Below are 25740 nucleotides of genomic sequence, written 5' to 3'. Positions count from 1 at the left end.
ATCCGCCCGTTAAGGCGAATTTTTCACTGCATTATTCTCCAGCTACGAATGGAAGAAGAGCTACTTGACGCGCACGTTTAATTGCGATAGTTAAACGGCGTTGGTATTTAGCGCTTGTTCCAGTTACACGGCGTGGAAGAATTTTTCCACGTTCAGAGATAAACTTTTTCAAAAGATCTACATCTTTATAGTCGATATGCGTAATGCCGTTAGCTGTGAAGTAACATACTTTCCGGCGTTTACGTCCGCCTCTGCGTCCTGCCATGTGGGTTCCCTCCTCTTTTAGTAGTAATTAGAATGGCAAATCATCATCTGAAATGTCGATCGGCTGACCGTCATTCGCAAATGGATCTTCGTCCATTCTTGTATAGTCTGACTTGTTATTATTGTTGCGTTGATTCTGTTGGCCAAACGGAATGTCCTGGTTTCTTTGTCCGCCGCCGTACATGTTATTTTCATTTCCGCGCTCACCTGCAGAGGCACTGCGTGGCTCTAAAAATTGTACGCTTTCAGCTAAGACCTCGGTTACGTATACACGCTTTCCATCTTGTCCCTCATAATTACGTGTTTGGATACGGCCATCTACGCCAGCTAAGCTTCCTTTTTTGAGGAAATTTGCTACGTTTTCTGCTGCCCGGCGCCAAACCACACAATTGATGAAGTCCGTTTCCCGTTCGCCCTGCTGATTCGTGAACGTACGATTCACAGCGAGAGTGAAGGTAGCAACGGCTGCTCCGTTCGGCGTGTAACGAAGGTCTGGATCTTTAGTTAAACGGCCCACTAAAACGACTCGGTTCATCATCAGAATCAACCCCCTTTAATTCAAAATGTCCTAGACGGCCCATTTTGAAAGATTGTTTATTTAAACGATTTATTTGTCATCTTCGCGAACTACGATGTGGCGGATGATGTCGTCACTGATTTTAGCTAAACGGTCAAATTCTTGAACCGCTGCAGCATCAGCGTTAGCATGTACTAATTGGTAGAAACCTTCACGAAAATCGTTGATTTCATATGCTAAACGACGTTTACCCCAATCTTTAGAATCGATGATTTCCGCACCGTTAGAAGTTAAAATTCCGTCAAAGCGCTCAACAACCGCTTTTTTCGTATCTTCATCAACGTTTGGGCGGATAATGTACATAAATTCGTACTTTCTCATCTTTCTTTCACCTCCTCATGGTCTATGCGGCTCTTTTTCTTTGAAAAGAGCAAGGAGTAACTGTTTCATTACTCACAAGATAGAATTATATCATGATCATCCTTTAAATGCAATAAAATCAACGAGATAGACTATAGGAATGTAAAACAAAAAGCTACGATTTTCTTAAAACGAAGAAAATCATAGCTTTTGCTATTGTACATTTTCAATTACACGTTAAATCTAAAATGAACAACGTCTCCATCTTTCATAATGTACTCCTTGCCTTCAAGACGGACTTTTCCCGCTTCTTTAGCAGCTGTCATAGAGCCTGCTTCTACAAGATCGTCGTAAGAAACAATTTCAGCACGGATAAAACCGCGTTCAAAATCAGAGTGGATAATACCAGCACATTGTGGAGCTTTCATTCCTTGGCGGAACGTCCATGCTCGTACTTCCTGAACACCAGCTGTAAAATAAGTAGCTAGTCCAAGCAAGGAATAAGCTGCACGAATGAGCTGATCTAAACCGGACTCTTCAATACCAAGCTCTTGTAAGAACATGGCTTTTTCCTCGTCATCAAGCTCGGCAATTTCCTCTTCAATCTTCGCACAAACGACGATTACTTCCGCATTGTCTTCCGCAGCAAACTCACGAACTTTTTGAACATATTCGTTTTCAGATGGATCCACAATATCCTCTTCCCCAACGTTTGCCACGTACAGCATTGGCTTAGCTGTCAATAAATGAAGCTGTTTCGCAATGCGGTTCTGTTCTTCAGAAAGCTCTACCGTACGAGCCGGTTTATTGGCTTCTAGCGCTTCCTTTAATTTAACTAAAACGTCATTTTCTGCAACCGCTTCTTTATCTTTTTGCTTCGCTAATTTAGCCACGCGCACAAGACGCTTATCAACAGTTTCCAAGTCAGCTAAAATCAATTCTAAGTTAATCACTTCGATATCATCAATCGGATCTACTTTTCCTGATACGTGTGTAATGTTATCATCGGCAAAACAGCGGACTACTTGACAAATCGCGTCTACCTCGCGAATGTGAGCCAGGAATTTGTTTCCAAGTCCTTCACCTTTGCTTGCCCCTTTAACAATTCCGGCAATATCAGTAAATTCGAATGCAGTAGGAACCGTTTTCTTTGGTTCTACCATTTCAGTTAATTTATTTAAACGGGCATCCGGCACTTCTACAATCCCTACATTGGGGTCAATCGTACAGAATGGATAGTTAGCAGATTCTGCTCCTGCTTTTGTAATTGCATTAAATAATGTCGATTTGCCCACATTTGGCAAACCAACAATCCCAGCTGTTAAAGCCATTTCAGTCACTCCTCTATCATAAACTCTTCTATTGATTTCGCTCTAAACCTTTCACAATTATAAGTTTAGTCGCTAAAAAAGGCAATTGCCGCTTTCTCTTGTTTAGTTTATGGAAATGTTCATTTTACTCAAAGATTCGTTCACTGGTCTATTTTGCTTTTATATAAGGCTCTGTTATATTTGATTGTTGATTTTCGCTGCAGGCGGGCGGTCCGTGAGCCTCCTCGTCGCGTTCGCTCCTGCGGGGTCTCACCGGGACACGCTTTTCCCGCTGGAGTCGCCGCCTTTCGCTACAATCAACGATATTAAAAACAACACTTACCTTTAACAAAGCCTTATATAAAAAAACAGCAGCGTTATGCTTCGCTGCTGTTCTCAACTGGATCTACTACTCTCTTCATTTTCTTCATGAATTCTCTTCTTGGCAAAATTACACTGTGTCCGCAGCCTTCACATTTTATGCGGATATCCATACCCAATCTAATAATCTTCCAACGGTTCGTGCCGCATGGATGCTGCTTCTTCATTTCAACAATATCATTTAACTCAAATGTCTTTTCCATCTCTTCACCCCCTGCTTACGTTTTCATTCTTCTTGTGTGCCACTGCTTCTTCCTGTTCAGAGCGAGAGTACATCACAAGCCGTGGGAATGGTATTTCGATTCCATTTTCGTCAAGACACAATTTCACTTCTTTACGGATCATCCGAGCGATGTACCAATGATTCATTGGGGTTGTTTCTGCTGCAATCCTTAAGATGACATCTGAAGCAGCCAAATTTTGTACACCTAGTAAAGTTGGCGGTGCAACAATTTCTTCGTACTTATCCTGCAGTGTCCCTAATAATTCTTCGAGAGCTTTTTCTGCTTCTTCAATGTTCTCCTCATAAGCAATGCTTACATCTACTACAGCCATACTGTTATGGATAGAGAAGTTGGTCACTTCTGTAATGGAACCATTCGGCAAAATATGGAGTTCTCCTGTCCATTGTTTAATTTTTGTCGTTCGGAGGCCAATTTCCTGAACAGTGCCCTCAAAATTGCCGATGCGAACAAAATCTCCTACTGAGAATTGATCTTCAAAAATAATAAAAAATCCGCTAATTACATCACGCACAAGGTTCTGAGCGCCAAAACCAACTGCTAGCCCCAAGACCCCGGCTCCTGCAATTAGCCCTTTCACATTAAAATTTAAAATAGACAATATATTAAGTATTGCTACAAAATACACGACATAAGAAATCACATTTTCCATTAATTTCAATAAAGTGGTTTCTCGTCGTTCCGAATATCTTAGAGGGGCCTTTGAACGCAAGTGGAAAAAGTTACGGACAGCGGCTTTTGCTACTTTTACGACAATAGCGGCTAAAATCATCGTTACGATAATTTTGAATGTCCCTTTCCCAATTGCAAACCACGTTTCTTCGCTTGTTAATGTATTCCACATACTATCAAGCATATTGCTGCGGAATGTAGACATGAAATTCCTCCTTTACGGTCTCTGCTTGAAGGACAATTTTCATTTTAACAAGAATAGCGAAAAATTTGTAGCTAAGCCCATCTAAGAGAAACTTTTTCTTTTTCTCAACAGCATGTATAGAATTACCAAAAAATCCGTATACTTTTACTATTATCCAGCAGGAGGTAGCATATGAATCTAAAAAATTTGTTTGACCGAAAACCTGATTCATACAGTGTTCATTATGAAGAGCAGCAGGCGGCTTCCACATTCGCTGATCACTTGTTAGCACTACTGCCGCCTCCGGGAAGCTGTCCGGTTGTCTTTACTTTTATTGGGACCGATCGCTCTACCGGAGATGCTCTTGGCCCGCTTATCGGCACATTGCTTGAAGAAAAAGAATTAGGCGTTTTCCATACGTATGGCACACTGGAAAACCCTGTTCATGCTGTAAATCTTGTAGAAAAACTGGCTCTTATTGAAAAAGAACACAACCGTCCGTTTATCATTGGCGCAGATGCTTGTCTAGGAAGATTAAAAAGTGTCGGAAATATCCAAGTTGGCAAAGGTCCCGTTAAACCAGGAGCCGGTGTCAACAAACAACTGCCAGCCGTTGGGGATGCGCATATAACCGGTGTCGTTAACATTAGCGGATTTATGGAATTTTTTGTATTACAAAACACACGTTTGCATCTTGTTATGAGCATGGCTCGGGTCATCACAGAAGGAATTACAAAAGCAGCCCTTCGTTACTCAGCCTCTACGCTCTTGAAGGAAAATATGATCTATCCAGACTCTCACCTTACACAACAGGCCGCTATGTATTCTAAACACTTGTTTAAAAAAGATATTGAATCGTAATAATAACACCAACAATCAAAAGGCTTGGCAGTAGATTGGCTACTCTCACTTTCGTCAAGCCCAGCAGATTTAGACCAATGGCCATGATCATAATGCCGCCAGCTGCTGTCATTTCCACAATAAAGGCGTCCATCCATCCTTGTGGTACAAACCGATCAATTTGAGTAGCGAACAAAGCAATCGTTCCTTGATAAAGAATGACTGGAACAGCAGAAAAGATCACACCAATCCCTAAAGTAGTCGTTAAGATCAAGGCAGTAACACCGTCAATGATCGCTTTTGTTAACAGGACTTCATGATTGCCACGGATGCCACTGTCAAGAGCGCCAATAATGCCCATTGCTCCGATAACGAAAATTAAGGTTGCTGTCACGAAGCCTTGTGAAATACTCGTTTCGTCTGTTTCTTTGCCAATCTTCTTTTCTAGCCACATACCAAGCTGGTTCAGCCTTTCATCTAGCATTAACATTTCTCCAATGGCTGCCCCAACAACGAGACTAATAATGACCGTTAAAAAGTTTTCACTTTTTAACCCCATTTGCAATCCAAGTACGACAACCGCCAATCCGATCGCCTGCATAACGGTTCCTTTTATCCCTTCTGGAATACGATTCAACCACTTGCCTAATAGAGCTCCCAAAATAATGGTCAGTCCATTTACAATTGATCCATACAATACCATTGTCCTTTTCCCCTTTAACTTCTTAACCATAAAAGGAGCTGACGGTATCCGACAGCTCCCTGATTAATCCTTTTTTAATAAATCAAGTATTCTGTTTAAATCTTCTACCGATAAAAATTCAATTTCAATTTTCCCTTTTTGCTTATCTTTTGCCTGTTTAATGTGAACGGACGTGCCGAACTGCTCTCTTAAAGCATCCTCACGTTCTTTTAAAAATAAATCCTTGGTTCTTTTCGGTTCGGATGTTTCACGTGAAACATCGTTGTTCAACTGCTGAATCCATTTTTCCAGCTGTCTGACGTTTAATCCCTCTGCTACTGTTTTCTTCGCCGTCTCTATAGTCTGTTCTTTTCTCTTTAATCCTAGAAGTGCCCGGCCATGCCCCATCGTTAACTTTCCTTCTGTTACTAGTTGCTGGACCTCATGCGGCAAAGATAGCAGGCGCAGGTGATTAGCAATGTGAGAGCGGCTCTTTCCCATTTTCACGGCTAATTCTTCCTGAGTCAGATTTAATTTTTCAATAAGGGTTTGATATGCTGCCGCTTCTTCTAAAACCGTTAAATCCTCTCTCTGCAGGTTTTCAAGAAGGGCCATCTCCATCATCTGTTCATCAGACAGCTTGCGGACAACGACAGGTACTTTCTCAAGCTTTGCTGCCTTTGCTGCCCGATAACGCCTTTCTCCTACTACAATTTCATAGCCTTTAATGCTTTTACGGGCAATGATCGGTTGCAGGATTCCGTACTCTTTAATCGATTCTTTTAATTCATTAATCGTTTCCTCGTTGAAAATTTTGCGCGGTTGATAAGGATTAGGCCGCAATTCCTTTAATTTGATCTCTTTTACTGCTTCTTCATTTTCTAACTCAAGGTCTTTGAAAATAGCATTAATGCCTCTTCCCAGCCCTTTAGCCATGGGCGGCCACCTCCTTTGCAAAATCTAAATACATCTCGGCTCCTTTTGAGCGCGGATCATATAAAATAATCGGTTTGCCATGACTAGGTGCTTCGCTGAGTCGAATATTTCTTGGGATAATCGTTTGATAGACTTTATCTTGGAAATACTTTTTTACTTCCTCAATGACTTGTATTCCAAGATTTGTACGGGCATCGAGCATCGTAAGCAGGACGCCTTCAATCATTAGTTCCGTATTTAAATGTTTCTGTACGAGGCGTACGGTATTAAGCAGCTGACTTAATCCTTCAAGAGCGTAATACTCACATTGTACAGGGATAATCACGGAATCAGCCGCTGTTAAAGCGTTCACAGTTAATAACCCAAGAGACGGGGGACAATCGATTAAAATATAATCAAAGTTGTCGCGTACCTCTTCAAGCGCTCTTTTTAACCGTAATTCCCTGGAAATAGTCGGCACGAGTTCAATGTCTGCTCCTGCCAATGAAATGGTTGCCGGTGCAACAAACAAATTTTCCGTAGCAGCAGGTTTAATAATGTCCACCATGTCGGTATCGTCTACTAATACATCGTACATACATTGATCCACATCACCCTTTTCAATTCCGGTACCGCTCGTTGCGTTTCCTTGAGGGTCAATATCAATCAAAAGCACTTTTTTATCTAAAGAAGCTAAACAAGCTCCGAGGTTAACAGAAGTAGTTGTTTTTCCCACTCCTCCTTTTTGGTTCGCTATCGCAATGACTTTTCCCATCCGGCCCACCTGCTTTCTTCTATCCTAGTAATGTATATATTTCTATTTTAACAAAAATAGCCCTTCAGTTATCACTCCTGCTTAAAATACTTTTTTACTCTTCTGACTAAATATGTTCCTGTTGACTATTCGATTTTAACATTTTTTGTATAGCAAAAAAGCGAGAAACCATCATTCGGTTTCTCACTTTCCTATTTTTTCGGTATTTTAATTGTAATCTGATAAAAATCATCAAATTCTTCTTCCTGGGATTTTAGGTCAATCCCATTGTCACTGACCATGGATAAAGACTGCCGAATCGTGTTCACCGCTATTCTGACATCTTTGCTAAAAGCTTTACGGCGGGGTTTTGCCTTTTGCTTTGGTGTGTCAAGCAGTTGAATAACCCGGTCCTCGGTTTGTTTGACGTTTAACTGTTTTTCAATAATCTCGTTCATGACTTGCACTTGTTTTTCCGGATTTTTTAATGGAATCAGTGCTCTTGCATGGCGCTCCGTGATTTTCTTTTGTGCTAAAGCGTCTTGAATCTCTTGTGGCAGCTTTAATAGCCGCAGTTTATTGGCTACAGTTGATTGTCCTTTTCCGAGGCGCTGGGCAAGCGCTTCTTGAGTCAGCCCATGAAGCTCAAGCAATTTGCCATAAGCAATCGCTTCTTCAATTGGCGATAACTCTTCTCTTTGTAAGTTTTCTATTAAAGCAACCGAAGCAGTCTCGGTATCAGTTAAATTATTAATAATGGCTGGAACAGTTTCCCATTTTAAGGTTTGAACTGCTCGCCACCGACGCTCACCGGCAATCAACTCATATTTTCCGTCTTCTGTTTCCCGGACAACAATCGGTTGAATGATACCGTGAATATGGATAGTTCTAGCCAGCTCTTCTATCTTTCCATCGTCAAAAATCGTTCTTGGCTGGAAGCGGTTCGGCATAATTAAGGACACCGGGATTTGTTTAACTGCCTCTCTCTCCGCTGCTGATTCTTCTACTAACGCTATTTCTCTTGGCTGCTCTTCTGCTGCTTTTTCCCCCATATTAAAAAAACGAGAGAAATGACGCTTCATGATCCCTACACCACCTTTAACGGACTCCCTTTAATACCTATTCTCTCTTTTACCTTCTTGTTCCTTCTTCTTGGAACTGCTTTTTTACTGAATCTCAAAAAAGTGAAGTTATCCACAAGTGGATAACTTCAAAATGCAGACAATACTTTATAGACTAGCAGTCTGAACGTTACTCAATTGGTGACTTATTTGGCGTTCCTGGCTTTCTTGGGTACTTCTTCGGTGTTGCTTTTGTTTTATCAATCACCATAATAGTCCGCTCACTCTCTTCAACAGGGAGCAAAAACGAATGCTCTTCCCGCAAGCGGCCTCCAAGTATCGTAAGTGCTTTGTGGCTGTTTTTTAGTTCCTCTTGAGCACTGGCTGCTTTCATCGCTAAAAAGACTCCGCCTACTTTTGCGAGCGGCAAGCACAATTCACTTAACACCGACATGCGGGCAACGGCACGGGCCATCACCACATCGTATTGTTCTCTATGATCAGGCAGTCTTCCAAAGGTTTCAGCACGGTCGTGATAAAAATGCACGTCCTTTAATTGCAGCTGATCAGCTAAATGATTCAAAAAACCGATTCGTTTATTGAGTGAATCAACGATTGTGACTTGAATGTCTGGAAAAGCAATCTTTAACGGAATGCTTGGAAATCCGGCCCCTGCTCCAACATCACAAATAGCAGGGCTGCCAGAAAAGTCAAAGTAAAACGCTGCAGAAAGCGAATCATAGAAGTGCTTCAAATACACTTCTTCTTCGTCTGTAATCGCAGTTAAATTCATCTTCTCGTTCCACTCAACGAGCAATTGATAGTACAAATCAAATTGCTCAAGCTGCAAAGAAGAAAGCTGAATCCCTTTTTCTGCAAGCTGTTGCCGAAATTGTTCTTTATTCACTTGGCTACCATCCCTTCAACTGCACTTAATTAGCGGTACGGGCAATACGTCCTTGTTCAATATAAACAAGCAAAATGGAAATGTCAGCAGGGTTAACACCTGAAATCCGGGAGGCTTGAGCAATCGAAAGCGGTCTTACTTCTTTCAAATTATGACGTGCCTCTGTAGCGAGACCATTGATCGCATCGTAATCAATATTTTCCGGTATTTTTTTGTTTTCCATTTTCTTTAGCTTTTCCACTTGTTGAAGGGATTTTTCAATGTATCCTTCATATTTAATTTGAATTTCTACTTGTTCTTCTATTTCAGCCTCAAGAGCTTGAGAAGCAGGAACAAGTTGTTTTAAGTGGTGGTAATGCATTTCCGGACGTTTTAAGAGGTCAGTAGCCCGGATGCCATCCTTTAACTCGCTGCCGCCAGCTTCACGGATGATTGTTTGTGTTTCTTCATTAGGCTTAATAATAATCGATTTCAAACGGTCTATTTCCCCGGCAATAGCTTCTTTCTTCGCTAAGAAACGCTCATATCGTTCTTGGGAAATCAAGCCGATTCGATAACCAATTTCCGTCAAACGCAAATCAGCGTTGTCATGGCGAAGAAGGAGACGATATTCTGCGCGCGAAGTAAGCAGACGGTAGGGCTCGCTCGTTCCCTTTGTCACAAGATCATCGATCAATACGCCGATATAGGCATCTGAACGGCTCAAAATCACTTCTTCTTTGCCAAGAATACGACAAGCAGCATTAATTCCTGCCATCATTCCTTGAGCAGCCGCTTCCTCATAACCGGAAGTTCCATTAATTTGACCAGCTGTATATAGATTTTTTACTTTTTTCGTTTCGAGCGTCGGCCATAATTGTGTCGGCACAATGGCATCATACTCAATCGCATAGCCGGCACGCATTAGCTGAGCTTTTTCAAGTCCCGGGATAGTTTTCAGCATCCGATATTGAACATCCTCAGGCAAGCTGGAAGACAAGCCCTGTACGTACACTTCTTCCGTATTGCGGCCTTCTGGCTCTAAGAAGATTTGATGGCGCGGCTTGTCATTAAAGCGAACGATCTTGTCTTCAATAGATGGGCAATAACGCGGGCCTTTCCCTTTAATCACTCCGGAAAACATTGGAGAGCGATGAAGGTTTTCATTGATAATACTATGTGTTTCTTCGTTCGTATAAGTAAGCCAGCAAGGCAGCTGGTCTGTAATAAATTTTGTTGTTTCGTAACTGAAAGCCCGCGGTTCTTCATCACCAGGCTGAATTTCTGTTTTGCTGTAGTCAATCGTCCGGCTGTTCACGCGCGGTGGGGTACCTGTTTTGAAACGAACTAAATCGAAGCCAAGCTTCTCTAAGCTTTCAGATAAACGGATAGATGGCTGCTGATTGTTCGGGCCGCTGGAATATTTTAAATCGCCAATGATAATTTCACCGCGTAAAAACGTTCCAGTTGTAATAATAACCGACTGCGAGCGATACACTGCCCCAGTTTGCGTGACAACCCCACGACATTCTCCGTCTTCCACAATCAGATCCTCAACCATTCCTTGGATGAGTGTTAAATTCTCTTGATTTTCGATTGTCTTTTTCATTTCTTGTTGATATAGCACTTTGTCTGCTTGTGCTCTTAAGGCTCGCACGGCTGGACCTTTTCCTGTGTTCAGCATGCGCATTTGAATATGTGTTTTGTCGATGTTCTTGCCAATTTCACCGCCAAGAGCATCGATTTCCCGCACAACAATCCCTTTAGCCGGACCGCCAATGGATGGATTACATGGCATGTACGCAATCATGTCGAGGTTAATGGTAATCATTAACGTCTTCGCTCCTGTCCGGGCAGATGCCAGACCCGCTTCCACGCCAGCATGTCCTGCACCTACGACGACAACATCGTATTGGCCAGCTTCATATTGTAGCATGTTTTTTCCTCCTTATTTCATTATTTTCCAAGACAGAATTGTGAGAATAACTGATCGATTAAGCTATCATGGACACTTTCACCAATGATCTCTCCTAATAGCTCCCACGTTCTCGTTAAATCGATTTGAATAATATCAATCGGTGTTCCCGACTGGGTGTTTTCAATTGCATCGGTAATAGCTGTCAGCGCTTGGTGAAGCAAAGCAATATGGCGGGAATTGGAAACATACGTCATATCCCCCGCTTCAATGGAGCCGGAGAAGAACAAGGAAGCAATGGCTTCTTCCAGCTCATCAATTCCCTTTTCCTCTAGTAAAGAAGTTGTTACAAGCTGCTTTCCTCTTGCCAACTCTTTCACGCGGTCCATATCAATTTTCTGAGGCAAATCCGTTTTGTTTACAATCACAATCACATCCATGCCTGCTGTTGCTTCAAATAATTTCTCATCCTCTGCTGTCAGTTCATCAGAGTAATTCAATACAAGTAAAATTAAATCAGCCTCTTTTAACACTTGGCGGGATCTTTCCACACCAATCCGTTCAACGATGTCTTCTGTTTCACGGATTCCTGCTGTATCCACGAGACGGAGCGGCACTCCACGCACATTTACATATTCCTCAATGACATCGCGTGTCGTTCCGGGAATATCCGTTACAATGGCTTTATTCTCCTGTACAAGTGCATTCAGTAAAGAAGATTTTCCAACGTTTGGACGACCAATAATAACAGTTGATAGCCCTTCGCGTAAGATTTTTCCTTGTTCGGATGTCCGCAAAAGCTTTTCTATTTCTTTTTGAACAAACGCTGCTTTTTCTAAAAGAACTTGATGTGTCATTTCTTCCACGTCGTCATATTCAGGATAGTCAATATTTACTTCAATATGAGCAAGCGTTTCTAAGATTTCTTGACGAAGCTTGCGGATCAGTTTAGAAAGACGGCCTTCCATCTGATTGAGCGCTACATTCATCGCCTTATCCGTTTTCGCACGAATCAAGTCCATAACCGCTTCCGCCTGCGATAAATCAATCCGGCCATTTAAAAAGGCTCTTTTCGTAAATTCTCCTGGTTCGGCAAGACGGGCTCCTTCATTTAAAACGAGTTGAAGTACACGATTAACAGAAACAATGCCCCCGTGGCAGTTAATTTCAACTACATCTTCTCGTGTAAAAGTTTTGGGCCCTCTCATAAGCGAAAGCATAACTTCTTCTACTACTTGTCCTGTTTTCGGGTCAATTAAATGTCCATAATGTATCGTATGGCTGGCTACCTCGGTTAACGATTTCTTCGATGGGCTTCGGAAAACACGGTCGGCAATCTCTACCGCTTCTTCACCACTTAAACGAACAATCGCAATCGCCCCTTCTCCCATCGGTGTCGAAATGGCAGCAATTGTATCTAGTTCCAATCTTCTCACCTCTTCCTTTTTTGAAATCAAATCTATAAATAAAGTCAAAAATGTTTATTCTCAAACCATTAGGTTAACACAAGTCAGACGATTTAAAAAGAAGGCTGGATTGTCCACAGCCTTCTTTCAACCTTATCTATTTTAACTTATTCACGTGTGGATAACAATAACTACGCAGTCTCATTTATGGAATTTAAAGTAATAAAATAGTAAAATTAAAGAAACAAATGGAAAAAGCTTATTCGCTTTGCTTGCTAACTAGTTTATCCACAGATGACGATTTTATCATCATAATAAAAAAGGCTTTCCCGGTCATTCTTTCTTTAGTAAAAGAAAGAACTTCCCAGGAAGGCCTTTTATTTGTTTCTAGGGGCAATCACTGTGTAGCGATTTGGCTCAGTGCCTTCGGAAAATGTGCGGACCTGGCGATTAGCGGCGAGTGCAGCGTGAATAACTTTTCTCTCTGCAGCCGGCAGCGGCTCAAGACGAACTGGTTTCCTTGTCGTTTCCGCTTTTTTAGCCATCCGCTTTGCCAAGGCAGTAAGCGTTTCTTCTCTCTTTTTCCGGTAATTGCCAGCATCTAATTTAAAATGTATAAAGTCGTTTGAATGCCGATTGATGACGAGCTGAGTGAGCTGCTGCAAGGAATTTAATGTTTGTCCTCTTTTGCCGATTAACAAAGCCATTTTCTCTCCAGAGAGCGAAAACGTAACCTGCTTTCCTTGCTTTTCTACGTGGATGTCTGGATGTACGCCTAAATGAGCAGCGATAGATAAAATATAACTTTTCGCCTCATCGATTGGATCTGCTTTGCGCCTTACTCTTATAGACGCAGGACGCTGGCCAAACAGACCGAACAATCCTTTTTTTCCTTCGTCCAAAATGTCAATTTCTACTTGCTCTTCAGTTGCTTTCAATTGCTTTAAAGCAGATTGAAGAGCTTCTTCAACAGTTTGTCCGACAGCCGTAATCTCTTTCATCCATCCCCCTCCTAGTTATTAACTGAAGTGGTCTTGCTAGCATCAGGTCGATTAATGATCAATGTTTGGATGATCATAAAAATGTTCCCTACTACCCAGTATAAGGACAGAGCGGCCGGCAAGTTCACAGCAAATACAATAATCATAATCGGCATCAGCCATAGCATCATCGCCATTTGTGGATTTTGATTCATCGTTCCCGCCATCATTAATTTTTGCTGCAGGAAAGTCGTAATCCCTGCTACTAATGGAAGAACGAAAAATGGATCCGGAGAACCTAGGTCAAACCACAGAAAATTATCCTGCTTAATCGCTTCTGTTCGCATAATCGCTTGGTAAAACCCGAAGATAATCGGCATTTGGATGATGAGCGGAAAACAACCGGCAAGCGGATTAACGCCATGCTTTTGAAAAAGTGCCATCGTTTCCTGCTGCATTTTTTGCTGAGTAACAGCATCTTTTGACTTGTATTTTTCTTTAATCTTTTGCATTTCAGGCTGCAGCATTTGCATTGCTTTTGTGTTCTTTGTTTGTTTGATCATTAATGGCAAAATAATTAACCGAATAATGATCGTAACGATCACAATCGACCAGCCATAGCTGCCTACTGCTTCAGCCGTTTTCGTAATAACGACTGAAAGCGGGTATACGACAAACTCATTCCAAAAACCTTTGCTGTCCGGCGTGATTTCTTTATTTACTTCTGTACAGCCGGCAAGCAGTACGGTGGTCACTGCTAAAAGAAGCAAAGTGATCATCTTCCTATTCAAACGCCCATTCCCCCTGTCAATCCTCTAGTGCGGCCGCCTTTTCAAGAGGGCCGCCTTATTTATTTTATTTTGTAATGATGTTTAATCAGGTTTGTATGCACTTTTGTTTAATGCCTTCGCCCGCTTTAGCACATGAATGAGACTTTTCTTTACTTCGTGACCATCCATATCAGCTGCTGGCTTGCGGGCGATGACAATAAAATCGTGTCCCGGCAGAATCTCTGCTTTTAATTCAGTAAAGCTTTGTCTGACATATCGCTTAATACGGTTGCGTGTAACCGCATTTCCGACCTTTTTACTGACAGACAGCCCGATCCGAAAAGGAACATTTAACTCGTTTTTGTACATATATACAACAAATTGACGATTGGCAAAAGACTTTCCGCCTTTGAAAACTGATTGAAACTCACTGTCTTTTTTTATGCGGAACGTTTTTTTCATAGTCCATCACCTTCTCTTCGTCATTTTTTCTAAAAAAAAGACCACTGAGATTTTTCAGTGGCTTATGCAGATAATACTTTTCTTCCTTTAGCACGACGACGAGCTAGAACACGACGGCCGTTTTTAGAGCTCATACGGCTGCGGAACCCATGAACTTTACTTCTTTTACGCTTATTTGGTTGGTAAGTTCTTTTCATTATAAAACACCTCCCTGAAGGAATGGAAAATTTAACGTTAAAGACAGTCTTTTTGATTATAAAGACGAACTCTTTTCCTGTCAATACCCAAACAAAAAGCAAGAAAATTTGCTTTCCTCCTGAAAGAGACCCTTTTTGACACTCTATACATATAGATCGTTCCAGTGAAACAGCTGTCTTGTCCATAAGTTCACATCAGCTTTCCAAACAGCTGTGGATAAATTTCGACAGTTTTTTTCTTATACACAGACGTTACTGACAACTTTTACACAAATACCCCCTTGTGGAAAAGTTTTTTTGCACAGGGTGTAGCAGTTGTGGATAAATTTTATAGAGCATTGCACGAAAGTACTTTTTCTGCTATCATTACTTTGTTTTCACTCTGAATAAGTATTTCAAAAGCTTAACTTATCCACAATTGTTAATAAGATGTTGATAAGTTATTCAACCTCTTTGTATAAAAATGTCCACAAGCTGTTAACAATGTCGAAAAACTATTTTTCTCTTATTTATATATTTAACCACAATCATTCAATTGCATAAATATAAATTCAAACGAAAAGCTGTTATATAACAAACAAAATTTTGATTAGGAGGAGGGGGCCTTATGGAAAATATCGATGATCTGTGGAATAAAGCGCTGGAACACATAGAAAAAAAGATAAGTAAACCCAGCTTTGATACATGGCTAAAGTCGACAAAAGCCCATTCTTTACAGGGCAATTCTATTACGATTTCTGCTCCAAACGATTTTGCACGCGACTGGCTTGAAGGGCATTATTCTCAGTTAATTTCGGGAGTTCTTGGTGAAATTACAGGCGAAACGCTGTCTGTGAGGTTTATTATTCCTGAAAATCAGGCATCCGAAGAGTATGAAATGCCGATGCCAAACAAACGAAAAAAGAAAGAAGATACGCATGACTTTCCACAAAGCATGCTCAATCCTAAATACACGTTTGACACATTTGTCATTGGCTCTGGCAACCGTTTTGCCCATGCAGCTTCTCTTGCAGTTGCTGAAGCGCCGGCAAAAGCTTATAACCCATTATTCATTTATGGAGGAGTAGGACTAGGTAAAACGCACTTGATGCATGCGATCGGCCATTATGTACTTGAGCATAATCCTGATGCGAAAGTTGTTTATTTGTCCTCTGAAAAATTTACAAACGAATTTATTAATTCCATCAGGGATAACAAAGCAGTGGAATTTAGAAACCGCTACCGTAATGTAGATATATTGCTAATAGATGATATTCAATTTCTTGCTGGAAAAGAATCAACACAAGAAGAATTTTTCCATACATTCAATACACTTCATGAAGAAAGCAAGCAAATTATCATTTCCAGCGACCGTCCTCCTAAAGAAATTCCAACGCTTGAGGACCGGCTGCGTTCGCGTTTTGAATGGGGATTGATTACAGATATTACGCCTCCCGATCTGGAAACGAGAATTGCGATTTTACGTAAAAAGGCGAAAGCAGACAACCTTGATATTCCGAATGAGGTCATGCTTTATATCGCAAACCAAATTGATACAAATATCCGGGAATTAGAAGGCGCACTCATTCGTGTCGTCGCCTATTCTTCACTTATTAATAAAGACATTAACGCCGACCTTGCAGCAGAAGCGCTAAAAGACATTATTCCTAGCTCAAAACCAAAGGTGATTACGATCCAGGAGATCCAAAAGGTAGTCGGCGAGCAATATAACGTGAAGCTTGAAGACTTTAAAGCAAAAAAACGGACAAAATCCATTGCTTTCCCACGGCAAATCGCTATGTATCTATCACGCGAGCTGACCGATTTTTCCCTCCCTAAGATTGGGGAAGAATTCGGAGGACGTGACCATACGACTGTCATTCATGCCCACGAAAAAATTTCAAAGCTGCTGGACACAGATAGCCAGCTGCAGTCGAAAGTAAAAGAAATACAAAGTATTTTACATTCTTAATAGTGTGCATAACTCTTTATAGGTTACAAACAGTCTGTCCACATGTGGATAGACTGTTCTTACGTTTGTTTTTTAGGTTATCCACATATTCACAAGCCCTAGTACTATTACTATTATTTTTTAAAATATAAAGTTATTATTATATGCAGCAGCTATAAATATTATGCTCGAATAATGGAAGGAGAAAAAAATGAAGTTTTCGATTCAGAAAGATCGCTTTGCTCAAAGCGTGCAAGATGTTTTAAAGGCCATTAGCTCCAGAACAACGATACCGATTTTAACGGGGGTCAAAATTGATGCGACAGAAGAAGGGATCAAATTAACTGGAAGTGATTCCGATATTTCAATTGAATCCTTTATCCCGAAAGAAGAAGAAGGAAAAATCATCGTAGAAGTTCAACAAACAGGCTCCATTGTGTTAAACGCACGCTTTTTTAACGAGATTGTAAAAAAACTGCCTTCCGAAAAAGCAGAAATCGAAGTAGTTTCGTCTTTCCAAACAGTCATTCGTTCCGGCCAAGCTGAGTTTAGCTTAAATGGACTTGATCCAGATGAATATCCTCATTTGCCGCAAATTGAAGAGGGTGAAGTGTTTAAATTGCCAACAGATTTGCTTAAAGCTTTAATTAGACAAACTGTCTTTGCAGTGTCCACCTCAGAAACACGGCCAATCTTGACAGGTGTCAACTGGAGAATGGAAGAAGGACAGCTTTTCTGCATCGCTACTGACAGCCACCGGCTTGCTTGGAGAAAAGCAACGGTAGAAACAGAGGCAAATGCAGAGTACAACGTCGTCATTCCAGGAAAAAGCTTGAACGAACTAAGTAAAATCCTTGATGATACACAGGAGCTTGTAGAAATAGTGATTACCGATAATCAAGTGCTTTTCCGGGCGAAGCATCTGCTATTCTACTCTCGTTTGTTAGAAGGGAACTATCCGGATACGAGCCGCTTGATTCCAACTGATAGCAAAACAAGGTTGAAATTAAACACGAAAGAATTTTTACAGGCGATTGATCGGGCTTCTTTATTGGCGAGAGAAGGTCGTAATAACGTCGTTAAATTGTCCATGATCGACAATGAGATGATTGAAATCTCGTCCAATTCTCCTGAAATTGGAAAAGTAACAGAGCAAGTAAGAAGCGGAGAAATTGAGGGGGAAGAAATTAAAATCTCTTTCAGCGCTAAATACATGATGGACGCTTTAAAAGTATTAGAGGGTACAGAAATTAACATTCAATTTACCGGGGCTATGAGGCCATTTGTGATCCGTCCTGAAAATGACGATTCTATTTTGCAGCTTATTTTACCGGTACGAACGTATTAATTTACCTTATATCGTAAACAATATGGAAAAATAAGAAAGAAAAGGCTGTTTCATGAATGTGCAGCCTTCTTTCAATTGTTTCTTCTTTGTGTTAAAGGTGAAAATTTAGTAAAATAAAGTATTAGAGAATTTACTCGAAAGCAGTGAAAATAAATGGATAAAAAAGTAACGATCGAAACGGAATACATTCCTTTAGGGCAATTTCTAAAACTTGCGGATATTATTCAAACAGGAGGTATGGCCAAATGGTTCTTAAGTGAGCATGAGGTTTATATCAACGGAGAACTTGACCAGCGGAGAGGAAGAAAACTGCGTGTCGGTGATCAGGTGGAGATTCCAGGGACTGGCAGTTTTGAAATTGTGGGTTTATAAACTAAAAGGATGTTTTGCATATGCACATAACCGAATTGTCTTTGGAAAATTATCGGAATTATGCTTCTTTAAATATTGAATTTGAAAACAAAGTAAATGTTTTTCTCGGCGAAAATGCTCAGGGCAAAACAAATGTGATTGAATCCATTTTTGTATTAGCCATGGCCAAGTCCCACCGAACTTCCAACGATAAAGATTTAATTCGCTGGGAGACGGAGTATGCTAAAATAAAAGGAAGAGTGCAAAAAACGCAAGGATCTGTTCCGCTGGAATTGATTATTTCGAAAAAAGGCAAAAAAGCGAAGTGCAACCATCTTGAACAACAGCGCCTAAGCCAGTATATAGGGAATATGAATGTCGTCATGTTTGCACCAGAAGATCTTCACCTTGTCAAAGGCAATCCTCAAGTGAGACGGCGCTTTATCGACATGGAAATTGGTCAAGTGTCTCCTGTCTATCTTCATGATATTAGTCAGTACTATAAAGTGCTCCAACAGCGGAATCGTTACTTGAAGCAGCTGCAAATGAAGAAGACAAGTGATTTAACGATGCTGGATGTGTTTACAGATCAGCTCATTCAACTGGCAGTGAAAATTGTCAAAAAAAGGTTTGATTTTATCCAATTGTTGCAGAACTGGGCCCAGTCGATTCATTCAGGTATTTCGCGCGGGGGAGAAACGTTAAATATTTTATATGAGCCGTCTATTAATGTATCAGAAGAGGACGATCCGTCTAAAATGATTCATATGTTTGAAGAAAAGTTTCATATCCAGCAGAAAAAAGAAATCGAGCGGGGGATCACAATGTTTGGTCCACACCGTGATGATCTTATTTTTCAAGTTAATGGGAAAAATGTGCAAACATTTGGTTCCCAAGGTCAACAGCGGACAACAGCTTTATCTGTCAAGTTGGCAGAAATTGAACTCATCCATTCTGAAATCAAGGAATATCCCATTCTTTTACTTGATGATGTGTTATCTGAGCTGGATGATTATCGCCAGTCCCACTTATTAAATACGATACAGGGAAGGGTACAAACCTTTGTCACAACGACGAGCACAGAAGGTATTAACCATCAGACCCTGAAGGAAGCCTCTACGTTCGCAGTGGAGCATGGAACCATTTCACAAGTGAAGTAAGCGTTCGATCCTAATTGGATTTGGCTATTATTATAACCGAGCAATAAGAGTTTTTATTCTTTTTATCTTATACATGAAAAAACGAATATATGAAAATTATTTTCAAAAGTCTGTCGGTAACATGTTGTCAGCAGACTTTTTAAAGAAAGAGCAGGTGAACGGATTTGACTATGGAACAACCTAATACAGCGAACCAGCCTTCTTACGATGAAAACCAAATACAGGTACTAGAAGGTCTAGAAGCCGTTCGTAAACGGCCGGGAATGTATATTGGTTCAACGAGTGGAAAAGGTCTTCACCATCTCGTCTGGGAAATTGTAGATAACAGTATTGATGAAGCGTTAGCCGGCTATTGCGATAAAATTCGGGTCATCATTGAAGAGGATAACAGCATTACAGTAAAAGATAACGGTCGTGGAATTCCGGTTGGTATTCAGGAACAGACAGGACGTCCGGCAGTAGAGGTTATTTTAACTGTGCTGCATGCCGGCGGGAAATTCGGCGGCGGAGGCTATAAAGTTTCAGGTGGTCTTCATGGCGTAGGGGCTTCCGTTGTTAATGCGCTATCCGAAGAACTTGAAGTGTTTGTTCATCTCAATAACAATATTTATTACCAATGCTACAAACGCGGAGTTCCACAAGAAGATCTTAAAATTATTGGTGAAACAGATTACACAGGAACGACTATTCATTTCAAGCCAGATAAGGAAATTTTTACAGAAACAACGGTTTATGAATATGATACGCTGGCTAACCGTTTACGTGAGCTTGCTTTCCTTAACCGAGGCATCAAAATCATTATTGAAGACCGCCGTGAAGAAGGGAAAATGAACGAATATTACTACGAGGGCGGCATCAAGTCTTACGTAGAGCATTTGAACCGGTCGAAAGAAGTCGTGCATAGCGAACCGATTTACGTAGAGGGCACGAGAGATGGCATCTCTGCTGAAATTGCTTTGCAATATAACGAAGGGTTTGCGAGCAACGTGTACTCGTTCGCTAACAACATTAACACGTATGAAGGTGGAACACATGAGTCTGGCTTTAAAACCGCTTTAACACGTGTGATCAATGATTATGCCCGCAAAAACGGATTAGTGAAAGAAGGAGAAACAAATTTATCAGGGGAAGACGTGAGAGAGGGGTTAACAGCTATCATTTCGATCAAGCACCCTGATCCCCAATTTGAAGGACAGACAAAAACAAAGCTTGGTAACTCTGAAGCCCGGACAGTTACCGATGCCGTGTTCTCTGCCAGGTTTGAAACCTTTATGCTTGAAAACCCGACGATTGCCAAAAAAATAGTTGAAAAAGGGCTAATGGCTGCCCGTGCACGGATGGCCGCCAAAAAAGCAAGAGAGTTAACGCGCAGAAAGAGTGCGTTGGAAGTATCTAGCTTACCTGGGAAGTTAGCCGATTGTTCGTCCCGTGATCCCGAAATCAGTGAACTGTTCGTAGTAGAGGGTGACTCAGCCGGCGGATCAGCCAAGCAGGGGCGTGACCGTCACTTCCAGGCCATCCTGCCGCTTCGCGGAAAAATTATTAACGTTGAGAAAGCTCGACTCGACAAGATTTTATCAAATAACGAGATTCGGACGATTATTACAGCTCTTGGCACGGGAATCGGTGATGAGTTTGATATTTCGAAAGCACGTTATCATAAACTTGTCATCATGACAGATGCCGATGTTGATGGTGCCCATATTCGTACCCTAATGCTTACTTTCCTCTTCCGTTACATGCGGCAGTTAATTGAAGCGGGCTATGTATATATCGCTCAGCCGCCATTATATAAAATAACGCAAGGAAAGCGGATTGAGTATGCCTACAACGACCGCCAGCTGGATGAAGTTATAGCGAGCCTTCCAGAGAATGCGAAACCGGGACTGCAGCGTTATAAAGGGCTTGGAGAAATGAATCCGGAGCAGCTGTGGGAGACAACGATGAATCCAGATACGAGAACACTGCTTCAGGTTAGTTTAGAAGATGCGATTGAAGCAGATGAAACATTCGAAATCCTGATGGGCGATCGTGTCGAGCCACGCCGTCAGTTTATCGAAGAAAATGCCATTTATGTGAAAAACTTAGACATATAATTTCGAGGAAGAACGGTCCTGAAAAGAGAAAAAAGAACGAGCAGGATAGATCTTTGTCTATCCTGTCTGTCTTTTTCGAGCGGTCAACGTTCTCTTTTATGATTCGTATATTAAAAGTTCGTTAAAGGAGGTTCTTTTACATGGCTGAAACGCCTCAATCCAGAGTAACAGAAATTAATCTTAGCCAAGAGATGCGCTCATCGTTCTTGGATTATGCCATGAGTGTTATCGTAGCTCGGGCACTTCCGGACGTTAGAGATGGCTTGAAGCCTGTTCATCGCCGGATACTTTACGCGATGAATGACTTGGGGATGACAGCTGATAAAGCGTATAAAAAGTCTGCCCGTATCGTCGGGGAAGTAATTGGTAAGTACCATCCACATGGCGACTCTGCTGTATATGAAACGATGGTACGGATGGCGCAGGATTTTAACTACCGCTATATGCTTGTAGACGGTCACGGGAACTTCGGTTCGGTCGATGGCGACGCTGCTGCCGCGATGCGTTATACAGAAGCGCGTATGTCTAAAATCTCCATGGAATTATTGCGCGATATTACGAAAGATACGATTGATTATAAAGATAACTACGATGGTTCAGAAAGAGAGCCTGTCGTGCTGCCATCCCGTTTCCCGAACTTGCTCATCAATGGTACATCGGGTATTGCGGTGGGAATGGCGACGAATATTCCTCCCCATCAGCTTGGGGAAGTTATTGATGGCTTAATTGCTTTTAGTAAAAATGAAGAAATGTCTGTATTAGAAATTATGGAACATATTCCAGGCCCTGACTTCCCAACTGGCGGTATGATCATGGGAAGAAGCGGAATCCGCCGTGCATATGAGACAGGAAAAGGTTCTTTAGTTATTAGAGCGAAGGTAGACATTGAACAACGGGCGAACGGCAAAGAAACCATTATCGTCAATGAGCTGCCTTATCAGGTAAACAAAGCGAGATTAATTGAAAAGATTGCTGAGCTCGTACGCGACAAACGCATTGATGGCATTACTGACTTACGGGATGAATCAGACCGTAATGGAATGCGGATTGTGATGGAAATCCGCCGTGATGCGAATGCTAATGTTATTCTTAACAACCTGTATAAGCATACGGCCATGCAAACAAGCTTCGGCATCAACTTGCTGGCGCTCGTTGATGGCCAGCCGCGTGTGTTGAGCATAAAAGAGTGTCTCCATCATTATTTGGAGCACCAACGGGTTATTATTCGCCGCCGCACAGAGTTCGAATTAAGAAAAGCGGAAGCGAGAGCACACATTTTAGAAGGGTTAAGAATCGCGCTGGATCATATTGATGAAATTATTAGCTTAATCCGCAGCTCTCAAACGACAGAAATCGCTAAAAATGGATTGATGGAACAATTTTCTCTATCAGAAAAGCAGGCGCAAGCTATTCTTGATATGCGCTTGCAGCGATTAACTGGATTAGAGAGAGAAAAAATTGAAGAAGAGTATCAAAATTTAATTCAATTAATCGGAGAGTTAAAAGCTATTTTAGCTGACGATGAAAAAATCTTAGAGATTATCCGTGAAGAGTTATTAGAAATCAAAGAGAAGTTCAATGATACACGCCGCACTGAAATTATGGATGCTGGTGTAGAAGATATCATGGATGAAGACTTGATTCCTCGTGAGCAAATCGTGCTTACCCTGACTCATAACGGTTATATAAAACGTCTGCCTGCGTCTACTTACCGTAGTCAAAGACGCGGAGGACGCGGCATACAGGGCATGGGGACAAACGAAAATGATTTTGTCGAACATTTGCTGACAACTTCTACCCATGACACGATTCTTTTCTTTACGAATAAAGGGAAGGTATATCGCTTGAAAGGGTATCAAATTCCTGAGTTTAGCCGGACGGCAAAAGGAATCCCATTGATCAACTTGTTAGAAGTAGAAAAAGATGAATGGGTTAATGCGATGATTCGCGTAGAGCAATTTGACGCTAATGCCTTTTTATTCTTTGCCACAAAATCAGGGATTGTAAAACGCACCCAATTGAAGGAGTTTGCGAATATCCGAACAAATGGGTTACGGGCTCTCAATTTAAGAGAAGACGATGAGTTAATCTCTGTTCGATTGACTGATGGGCATAAGCACATTGTGATCGGAACCCGTGATGGCATGATGATTCGTTTTGAGGAAGAAAATGTTCGTCAAATGGGACGCGTATCTACCGGTGTTAGAGGCATTAGATTGTCATCTGATGATTGCGTAGTAGGCATGGAATTGCTTGAGGAAGATGATTATGTTCTGATTGTGACGGAGAACGGCTACGGAAAACGGACGCCGGAAAAAGAGTACCGCATCCAAACAAGAGGCGGTAAGGGCTTGAAGACATGTAACATTACAAGCAAAAATGGTCCGCTTGTCGCCATCAAAACGGTGAATGGGGAAGAAGATTTAATGTTGATTACTGTTGGCGGTGTTCTCATTAGAATGGATGTAGATGATATCTCTATTACTGGAAGAAACACTCAAGGTGTAAGGCTTATCCGTCTGCATGATCAAGAAACGGTAGCTACTGTTACAAAAATAGCTAAAGAAGAGGAAGAGGAATTAGAAGAAGAAGTTTCCGATGAGGAAATCATTGAGCATCATGAATAAGTAAATAGAGTAATCTAAGCCGGGCGCTCCCGGCTTTTTTTATTTCTAATCTACCCATTATTTGTTAGAATATAAGTAAAAAACCTGGGGGAAAAGACGCATGTACGTGAAGGTGGAAAATTTAAAAGAGGGGGACATACTGTTAGATGATGTAATAGGAAAGTCCCCTGTGCCACTAATGGAAAAAGAGACTACTTTAACAAATTGGCATATTAAAATACTTGAGGCATTTTTAGTGAATGAAGTAGCCATTGTCGAAGGACAACTATCGGAAGTTGTCGTAAAAACAGAGACTTCAGAAGAGAAAAAGAGCAATAAGATAACCCCGATCCCAAGTCAACGAACAGACTTTTTCCAGCACTACCTTCAAAGCGTGGAAGAGCATAAAAAAGAATTTCAGAAATGGCAGGCAGGCGGCGGCGTTGATATCGTCAAGATTCGTGAAATGATTTTACCTTTGTTAGATAAAGCAATCGATAACCCTGATGTTTTTTGGAAAATCTTAAACTATGTAGAGAAAGGCAATTACATTTCTCACCACTCTATTTCCACCGGGCTATTAAGCGGCATGATCGCCATGCAGTTAGATTACGAAAAAGGAATGGTTGTTCAATCGGCACTTGCTGGTACGTTGGCTGATTGTGGAATGGCCAGAATAAATCCGCGGATTTTACTAAAAGAAACCTCATTAACGGCTGGAGAAAGGAAAGAAGTCGATAACCATCCTTTCTTAAGCTACAAAATGGTAAAGGATATTAAATTGCTAAAACAGGAGGCAAAACTAGCGGTTTTTCAACACCATGAAAGGCTAGATGGATCTGGTTACGTAAATGGAGTAAAGGCAGAGAAGTTACTGCTAATTTCCCGTATTGTGGCATTAGCTGATGTTTTCCATGCTATGACAGCGGAACGTCCATACCGCGATCGTCAGCTTATTTTCAAAGTGCTGGAGATGTTTAGACAGGACTTCTTTGGTCAGTTTGACTTATCAGCTGTTAAAGCACTAACGAATTTATTTACAAAGCTTCCTTCTGGCACAACGGTCCAGCTGTCAGATGGACAAATAGCAACTATTCTCTTTATGAAACAGCAGCATCCAACGAGGCCGCTTTTGCAATTGCAGAAAGATGATACAATTTTAGATCTGGAGAAAAGAAGAGATCTTTATATCGAGAAGATTCTTTAATTTACTGCTCTGAAAGATAATTGCTAATCTTTCAGAGCTTTTTAGTCTATTTATGCACTCTTGAACGGTTATTTCTGTTTGCTATATATTACTTTTCCATGAATCTATAAGGGAAAATAACTCATACTAAATAATTTATAAAAAAGTAATAAAATCTGTTGACCAAATAAATTAAAGGTGATATATTATAAAAGTCGCTTGAGTGCGACGCACTAAATTGAACATTGAAAACTGAACAAAATAC

Annotated in this window: 25 protein-coding genes; 8 read left to right on the top strand and 17 right to left on the bottom strand. The window is 41.1% G+C overall.

The window, feature by feature from the left end; translation table 11 throughout:
- Positions 1-31 precede the first annotated feature (31 nt).
- The 6 genes from rpsR to A8F95_RS04585 form a co-directional block, all read right to left on the bottom strand.
- The gene (gene rpsR, locus A8F95_RS04610) at positions 32-265 is read right to left on the bottom strand and encodes a 30S ribosomal protein S18 (protein WP_049665907.1); all 234 of its coding nucleotides are present in this window, start codon (positions 263-265) and stop codon (positions 32-34) included.
- Positions 266-292: 27 nt separating this feature from the next.
- Positions 293-802 carry a single-stranded DNA-binding protein gene (gene ssb / locus A8F95_RS04605; protein ID WP_049665908.1) on the bottom strand — a complete coding sequence of 170 codons (510 nt, stop codon included), beginning with the start codon at positions 800-802 and terminating at the stop codon, positions 293-295.
- Positions 803-871: 69 nt separating this feature from the next.
- Positions 872-1162: a 30S ribosomal protein S6 gene (gene rpsF / locus A8F95_RS04600; protein WP_049665910.1), complete on the bottom strand. Its 291-nt coding sequence runs from the start codon at positions 1160-1162 to the stop codon at positions 872-874.
- A 209-nt stretch (positions 1163-1371) separates the two neighbouring features.
- Positions 1372-2472, bottom strand: coding sequence for a redox-regulated ATPase YchF (gene ychF, locus A8F95_RS04595; RefSeq protein ID WP_065409474.1), 1101 nt, complete (start codon positions 2470-2472; stop codon positions 1372-1374).
- 356 nt (positions 2473-2828) lie between these two features.
- Entirely contained in the window at positions 2829-3035 is a 207-nt protein-coding gene (locus A8F95_RS04590; RefSeq protein ID WP_065409473.1) for a DUF951 domain-containing protein, read from the bottom strand.
- A 4-nt stretch (positions 3036-3039) separates the two neighbouring features.
- Positions 3040-3951: a mechanosensitive ion channel family protein gene (locus tag A8F95_RS04585; RefSeq protein WP_065409472.1), complete on the bottom strand. Its 912-nt coding sequence runs from the start codon at positions 3949-3951 to the stop codon at positions 3040-3042.
- Between the two features lie 171 nt (positions 3952-4122).
- Here A8F95_RS04585 and yyaC point away from each other — a divergent pair, with 171 nt between their 5' ends.
- Positions 4123-4791 (top strand): spore protease YyaC, encoded by a 669-nt coding sequence (gene yyaC / locus A8F95_RS04575; RefSeq protein ID WP_065409470.1) that lies wholly within the window; start codon positions 4123-4125, stop codon positions 4789-4791.
- Here the strand turns inward: yyaC and A8F95_RS04570 are convergent.
- The 11 genes from A8F95_RS04570 to rpmH form a co-directional block, all read right to left on the bottom strand.
- Complete coding sequence (locus A8F95_RS04570) at positions 4769-5473, bottom strand: DUF554 domain-containing protein (protein ID WP_065409469.1); 705 nt, start codon at positions 5471-5473, stop codon at positions 4769-4771. The genes yyaC and A8F95_RS04570 overlap by 23 nt on opposite strands.
- A gap of 63 nt (positions 5474-5536) precedes the next feature.
- A complete protein-coding gene (locus tag A8F95_RS04565; protein ID WP_065409468.1) occupies positions 5537-6388 on the bottom strand; it encodes a ParB/RepB/Spo0J family partition protein in 852 nt (283 codons plus the stop codon).
- Complete coding sequence (locus A8F95_RS04560; RefSeq protein ID WP_049665930.1) at positions 6381-7142, bottom strand: ParA family protein; 762 nt, start codon at positions 7140-7142, stop codon at positions 6381-6383. The genes A8F95_RS04565 and A8F95_RS04560 overlap by 8 nt, the downstream gene beginning before the upstream one ends.
- A gap of 191 nt (positions 7143-7333) precedes the next feature.
- Positions 7334-8203: a nucleoid occlusion protein gene (noc, locus tag A8F95_RS04555; protein ID WP_065409467.1), complete on the bottom strand. Its 870-nt coding sequence runs from the start codon at positions 8201-8203 to the stop codon at positions 7334-7336.
- Between the two features lie 169 nt (positions 8204-8372).
- Positions 8373-9089, bottom strand: a complete 717-nt coding sequence (rsmG, locus tag A8F95_RS04550; protein WP_065409466.1) for a 16S rRNA (guanine(527)-N(7))-methyltransferase RsmG — start codon at positions 9087-9089, stop codon at positions 8373-8375.
- Positions 9090-9114: 25 nt separating this feature from the next.
- A complete protein-coding gene (gene mnmG / locus A8F95_RS04545; protein ID WP_065409465.1) occupies positions 9115-11004 on the bottom strand; it encodes a tRNA uridine-5-carboxymethylaminomethyl(34) synthesis enzyme MnmG in 1890 nt (629 codons plus the stop codon).
- A gap of 20 nt (positions 11005-11024) precedes the next feature.
- Positions 11025-12410: a tRNA uridine-5-carboxymethylaminomethyl(34) synthesis GTPase MnmE gene (gene mnmE, locus A8F95_RS04540; RefSeq protein WP_065409464.1), complete on the bottom strand. Its 1386-nt coding sequence runs from the start codon at positions 12408-12410 to the stop codon at positions 11025-11027.
- Between the two features lie 356 nt (positions 12411-12766).
- Positions 12767-13390, bottom strand: coding sequence for an RNA-binding cell elongation regulator Jag/EloR (gene jag / locus A8F95_RS04535; protein WP_065409463.1), 624 nt, complete (start codon positions 13388-13390; stop codon positions 12767-12769).
- 11 nt (positions 13391-13401) lie between these two features.
- Positions 13402-14148: a YidC family membrane integrase SpoIIIJ gene (gene spoIIIJ, locus A8F95_RS04530; protein ID WP_095407436.1), complete on the bottom strand. Its 747-nt coding sequence runs from the start codon at positions 14146-14148 to the stop codon at positions 13402-13404.
- A gap of 93 nt (positions 14149-14241) precedes the next feature.
- Positions 14242-14601: a ribonuclease P protein component gene (gene rnpA / locus A8F95_RS04525; RefSeq protein WP_049665947.1), complete on the bottom strand. Its 360-nt coding sequence runs from the start codon at positions 14599-14601 to the stop codon at positions 14242-14244.
- A gap of 62 nt (positions 14602-14663) precedes the next feature.
- Positions 14664-14798, bottom strand: coding sequence for a 50S ribosomal protein L34 (rpmH, locus tag A8F95_RS04520; protein WP_049665949.1), 135 nt, complete (start codon positions 14796-14798; stop codon positions 14664-14666).
- 607 nt (positions 14799-15405) lie between these two features.
- On the opposite strand from rpmH, the gene dnaA reads away from it, so the two are divergent.
- The 7 genes from dnaA to A8F95_RS04485 all read left to right on the top strand — a co-directional run bounded on the left by dnaA (position 15406) and on the right by A8F95_RS04485 (position 25496).
- The gene (gene dnaA / locus A8F95_RS04515; protein WP_049665952.1) at positions 15406-16749 is read left to right on the top strand and encodes a chromosomal replication initiator protein DnaA; all 1344 of its coding nucleotides are present in this window, start codon (positions 15406-15408) and stop codon (positions 16747-16749) included.
- 190 nt (positions 16750-16939) lie between these two features.
- Complete coding sequence (gene dnaN / locus A8F95_RS04510) at positions 16940-18076, top strand: DNA polymerase III subunit beta (protein ID WP_065409461.1); 1137 nt, start codon at positions 16940-16942, stop codon at positions 18074-18076.
- A 153-nt stretch (positions 18077-18229) separates the two neighbouring features.
- A complete protein-coding gene (gene yaaA / locus A8F95_RS04505; protein ID WP_065409460.1) occupies positions 18230-18448 on the top strand; it encodes a S4 domain-containing protein YaaA in 219 nt (72 codons plus the stop codon).
- A 20-nt stretch (positions 18449-18468) separates the two neighbouring features.
- Positions 18469-19587 (top strand): DNA replication/repair protein RecF, encoded by a 1119-nt coding sequence (gene recF, locus A8F95_RS04500; protein ID WP_065409459.1) that lies wholly within the window; start codon positions 18469-18471, stop codon positions 19585-19587.
- Between the two features lie 170 nt (positions 19588-19757).
- Entirely contained in the window at positions 19758-21683 is a 1926-nt protein-coding gene (gene gyrB / locus A8F95_RS04495) for a DNA topoisomerase (ATP-hydrolyzing) subunit B (protein ID WP_065409458.1), read from the top strand.
- Positions 21684-21823: 140 nt separating this feature from the next.
- Positions 21824-24310, top strand: coding sequence for a DNA gyrase subunit A (gyrA, locus tag A8F95_RS04490; RefSeq protein WP_065409457.1), 2487 nt, complete (start codon positions 21824-21826; stop codon positions 24308-24310).
- Positions 24311-24422: 112 nt separating this feature from the next.
- Positions 24423-25496 (top strand): HD-GYP domain-containing protein, encoded by a 1074-nt coding sequence (locus A8F95_RS04485; protein ID WP_218060660.1) that lies wholly within the window; start codon positions 24423-24425, stop codon positions 25494-25496.
- Positions 25497-25740: the final 244 nt, after the last annotated feature.

Origin of the sequence: Pseudobacillus wudalianchiensis (assembly GCF_001685015.1) — a bacterium.
Classification (GTDB): domain Bacteria; phylum Bacillota; class Bacilli; order Bacillales; family Domibacillaceae; genus Pseudobacillus; species Pseudobacillus wudalianchiensis.
The sequence above is the reverse complement of the archived record's forward strand: the minus strand, read 5'-3'. Positions and strand labels throughout refer to the sequence as shown.

Bases quoted from the DNA above. Each gene is read 5' to 3' on its own strand.
- rpsR (WP_049665907.1), bottom strand. From the start codon at position 265: ATGGCAGGACGCAGAGGCGGACGTAAACGCCGGAAAGTATGTTACTTC.
- ssb (WP_049665908.1), bottom strand. From the start codon at position 802: ATGATGAACCGAGTCGTTTTAGTGGGCCGTTTAACTAAAGATCCAGAC.
- rpsF (WP_049665910.1), bottom strand. From the start codon at position 1,162: ATGAGAAAGTACGAATTTATGTACATTATCCGCCCAAACGTTGATGAA.
- ychF (WP_065409474.1), bottom strand. From the start codon at position 2,472: ATGGCTTTAACAGCTGGGATTGTTGGTTTGCCAAATGTGGGCAAATCG.
- A8F95_RS04590 (WP_065409473.1), bottom strand. From the start codon at position 3,035: ATGGAAAAGACATTTGAGTTAAATGATATTGTTGAAATGAAGAAGCAG.
- A8F95_RS04585 (WP_065409472.1), bottom strand. From the start codon at position 3,951: ATGTCTACATTCCGCAGCAATATGCTTGATAGTATGTGGAATACATTA.
- yyaC (WP_065409470.1), top strand. From the start codon at position 4,123: ATGAATCTAAAAAATTTGTTTGACCGAAAACCTGATTCATACAGTGTT.
- A8F95_RS04570 (WP_065409469.1), bottom strand. From the start codon at position 5,473: ATGGTATTGTATGGATCAATTGTAAATGGACTGACCATTATTTTGGGA.
- A8F95_RS04565 (WP_065409468.1), bottom strand. From the start codon at position 6,388: ATGGCTAAAGGGCTGGGAAGAGGCATTAATGCTATTTTCAAAGACCTT.
- A8F95_RS04560 (WP_049665930.1), bottom strand. From the start codon at position 7,142: ATGGGAAAAGTCATTGCGATAGCGAACCAAAAAGGAGGAGTGGGAAAA.
- noc (WP_065409467.1), bottom strand. From the start codon at position 8,203: ATGAAGCGTCATTTCTCTCGTTTTTTTAATATGGGGGAAAAAGCAGCA.
- mnmG (WP_065409465.1), bottom strand. From the start codon at position 11,004: ATGCTACAATATGAAGCTGGCCAATACGATGTTGTCGTCGTAGGTGCA.
- jag (WP_065409463.1), bottom strand. From the start codon at position 13,390: ATGAAAGAGATTACGGCTGTCGGACAAACTGTTGAAGAAGCTCTTCAA.
- spoIIIJ (WP_095407436.1), bottom strand. From the start codon at position 14,148: ATGATCACTTTGCTTCTTTTAGCAGTGACCACCGTACTGCTTGCCGGC.
- rnpA (WP_049665947.1), bottom strand. From the start codon at position 14,601: ATGAAAAAAACGTTCCGCATAAAAAAAGACAGTGAGTTTCAATCAGTT.
- rpmH (WP_049665949.1), bottom strand. From the start codon at position 14,798: ATGAAAAGAACTTACCAACCAAATAAGCGTAAAAGAAGTAAAGTTCAT.
- dnaA (WP_049665952.1), top strand. From the start codon at position 15,406: ATGGAAAATATCGATGATCTGTGGAATAAAGCGCTGGAACACATAGAA.
- dnaN (WP_065409461.1), top strand. From the start codon at position 16,940: ATGAAGTTTTCGATTCAGAAAGATCGCTTTGCTCAAAGCGTGCAAGAT.
- yaaA (WP_065409460.1), top strand. From the start codon at position 18,230: ATGGATAAAAAAGTAACGATCGAAACGGAATACATTCCTTTAGGGCAA.
- recF (WP_065409459.1), top strand. From the start codon at position 18,469: ATGCACATAACCGAATTGTCTTTGGAAAATTATCGGAATTATGCTTCT.
- gyrB (WP_065409458.1), top strand. From the start codon at position 19,758: ATGGAACAACCTAATACAGCGAACCAGCCTTCTTACGATGAAAACCAA.
- gyrA (WP_065409457.1), top strand. From the start codon at position 21,824: ATGGCTGAAACGCCTCAATCCAGAGTAACAGAAATTAATCTTAGCCAA.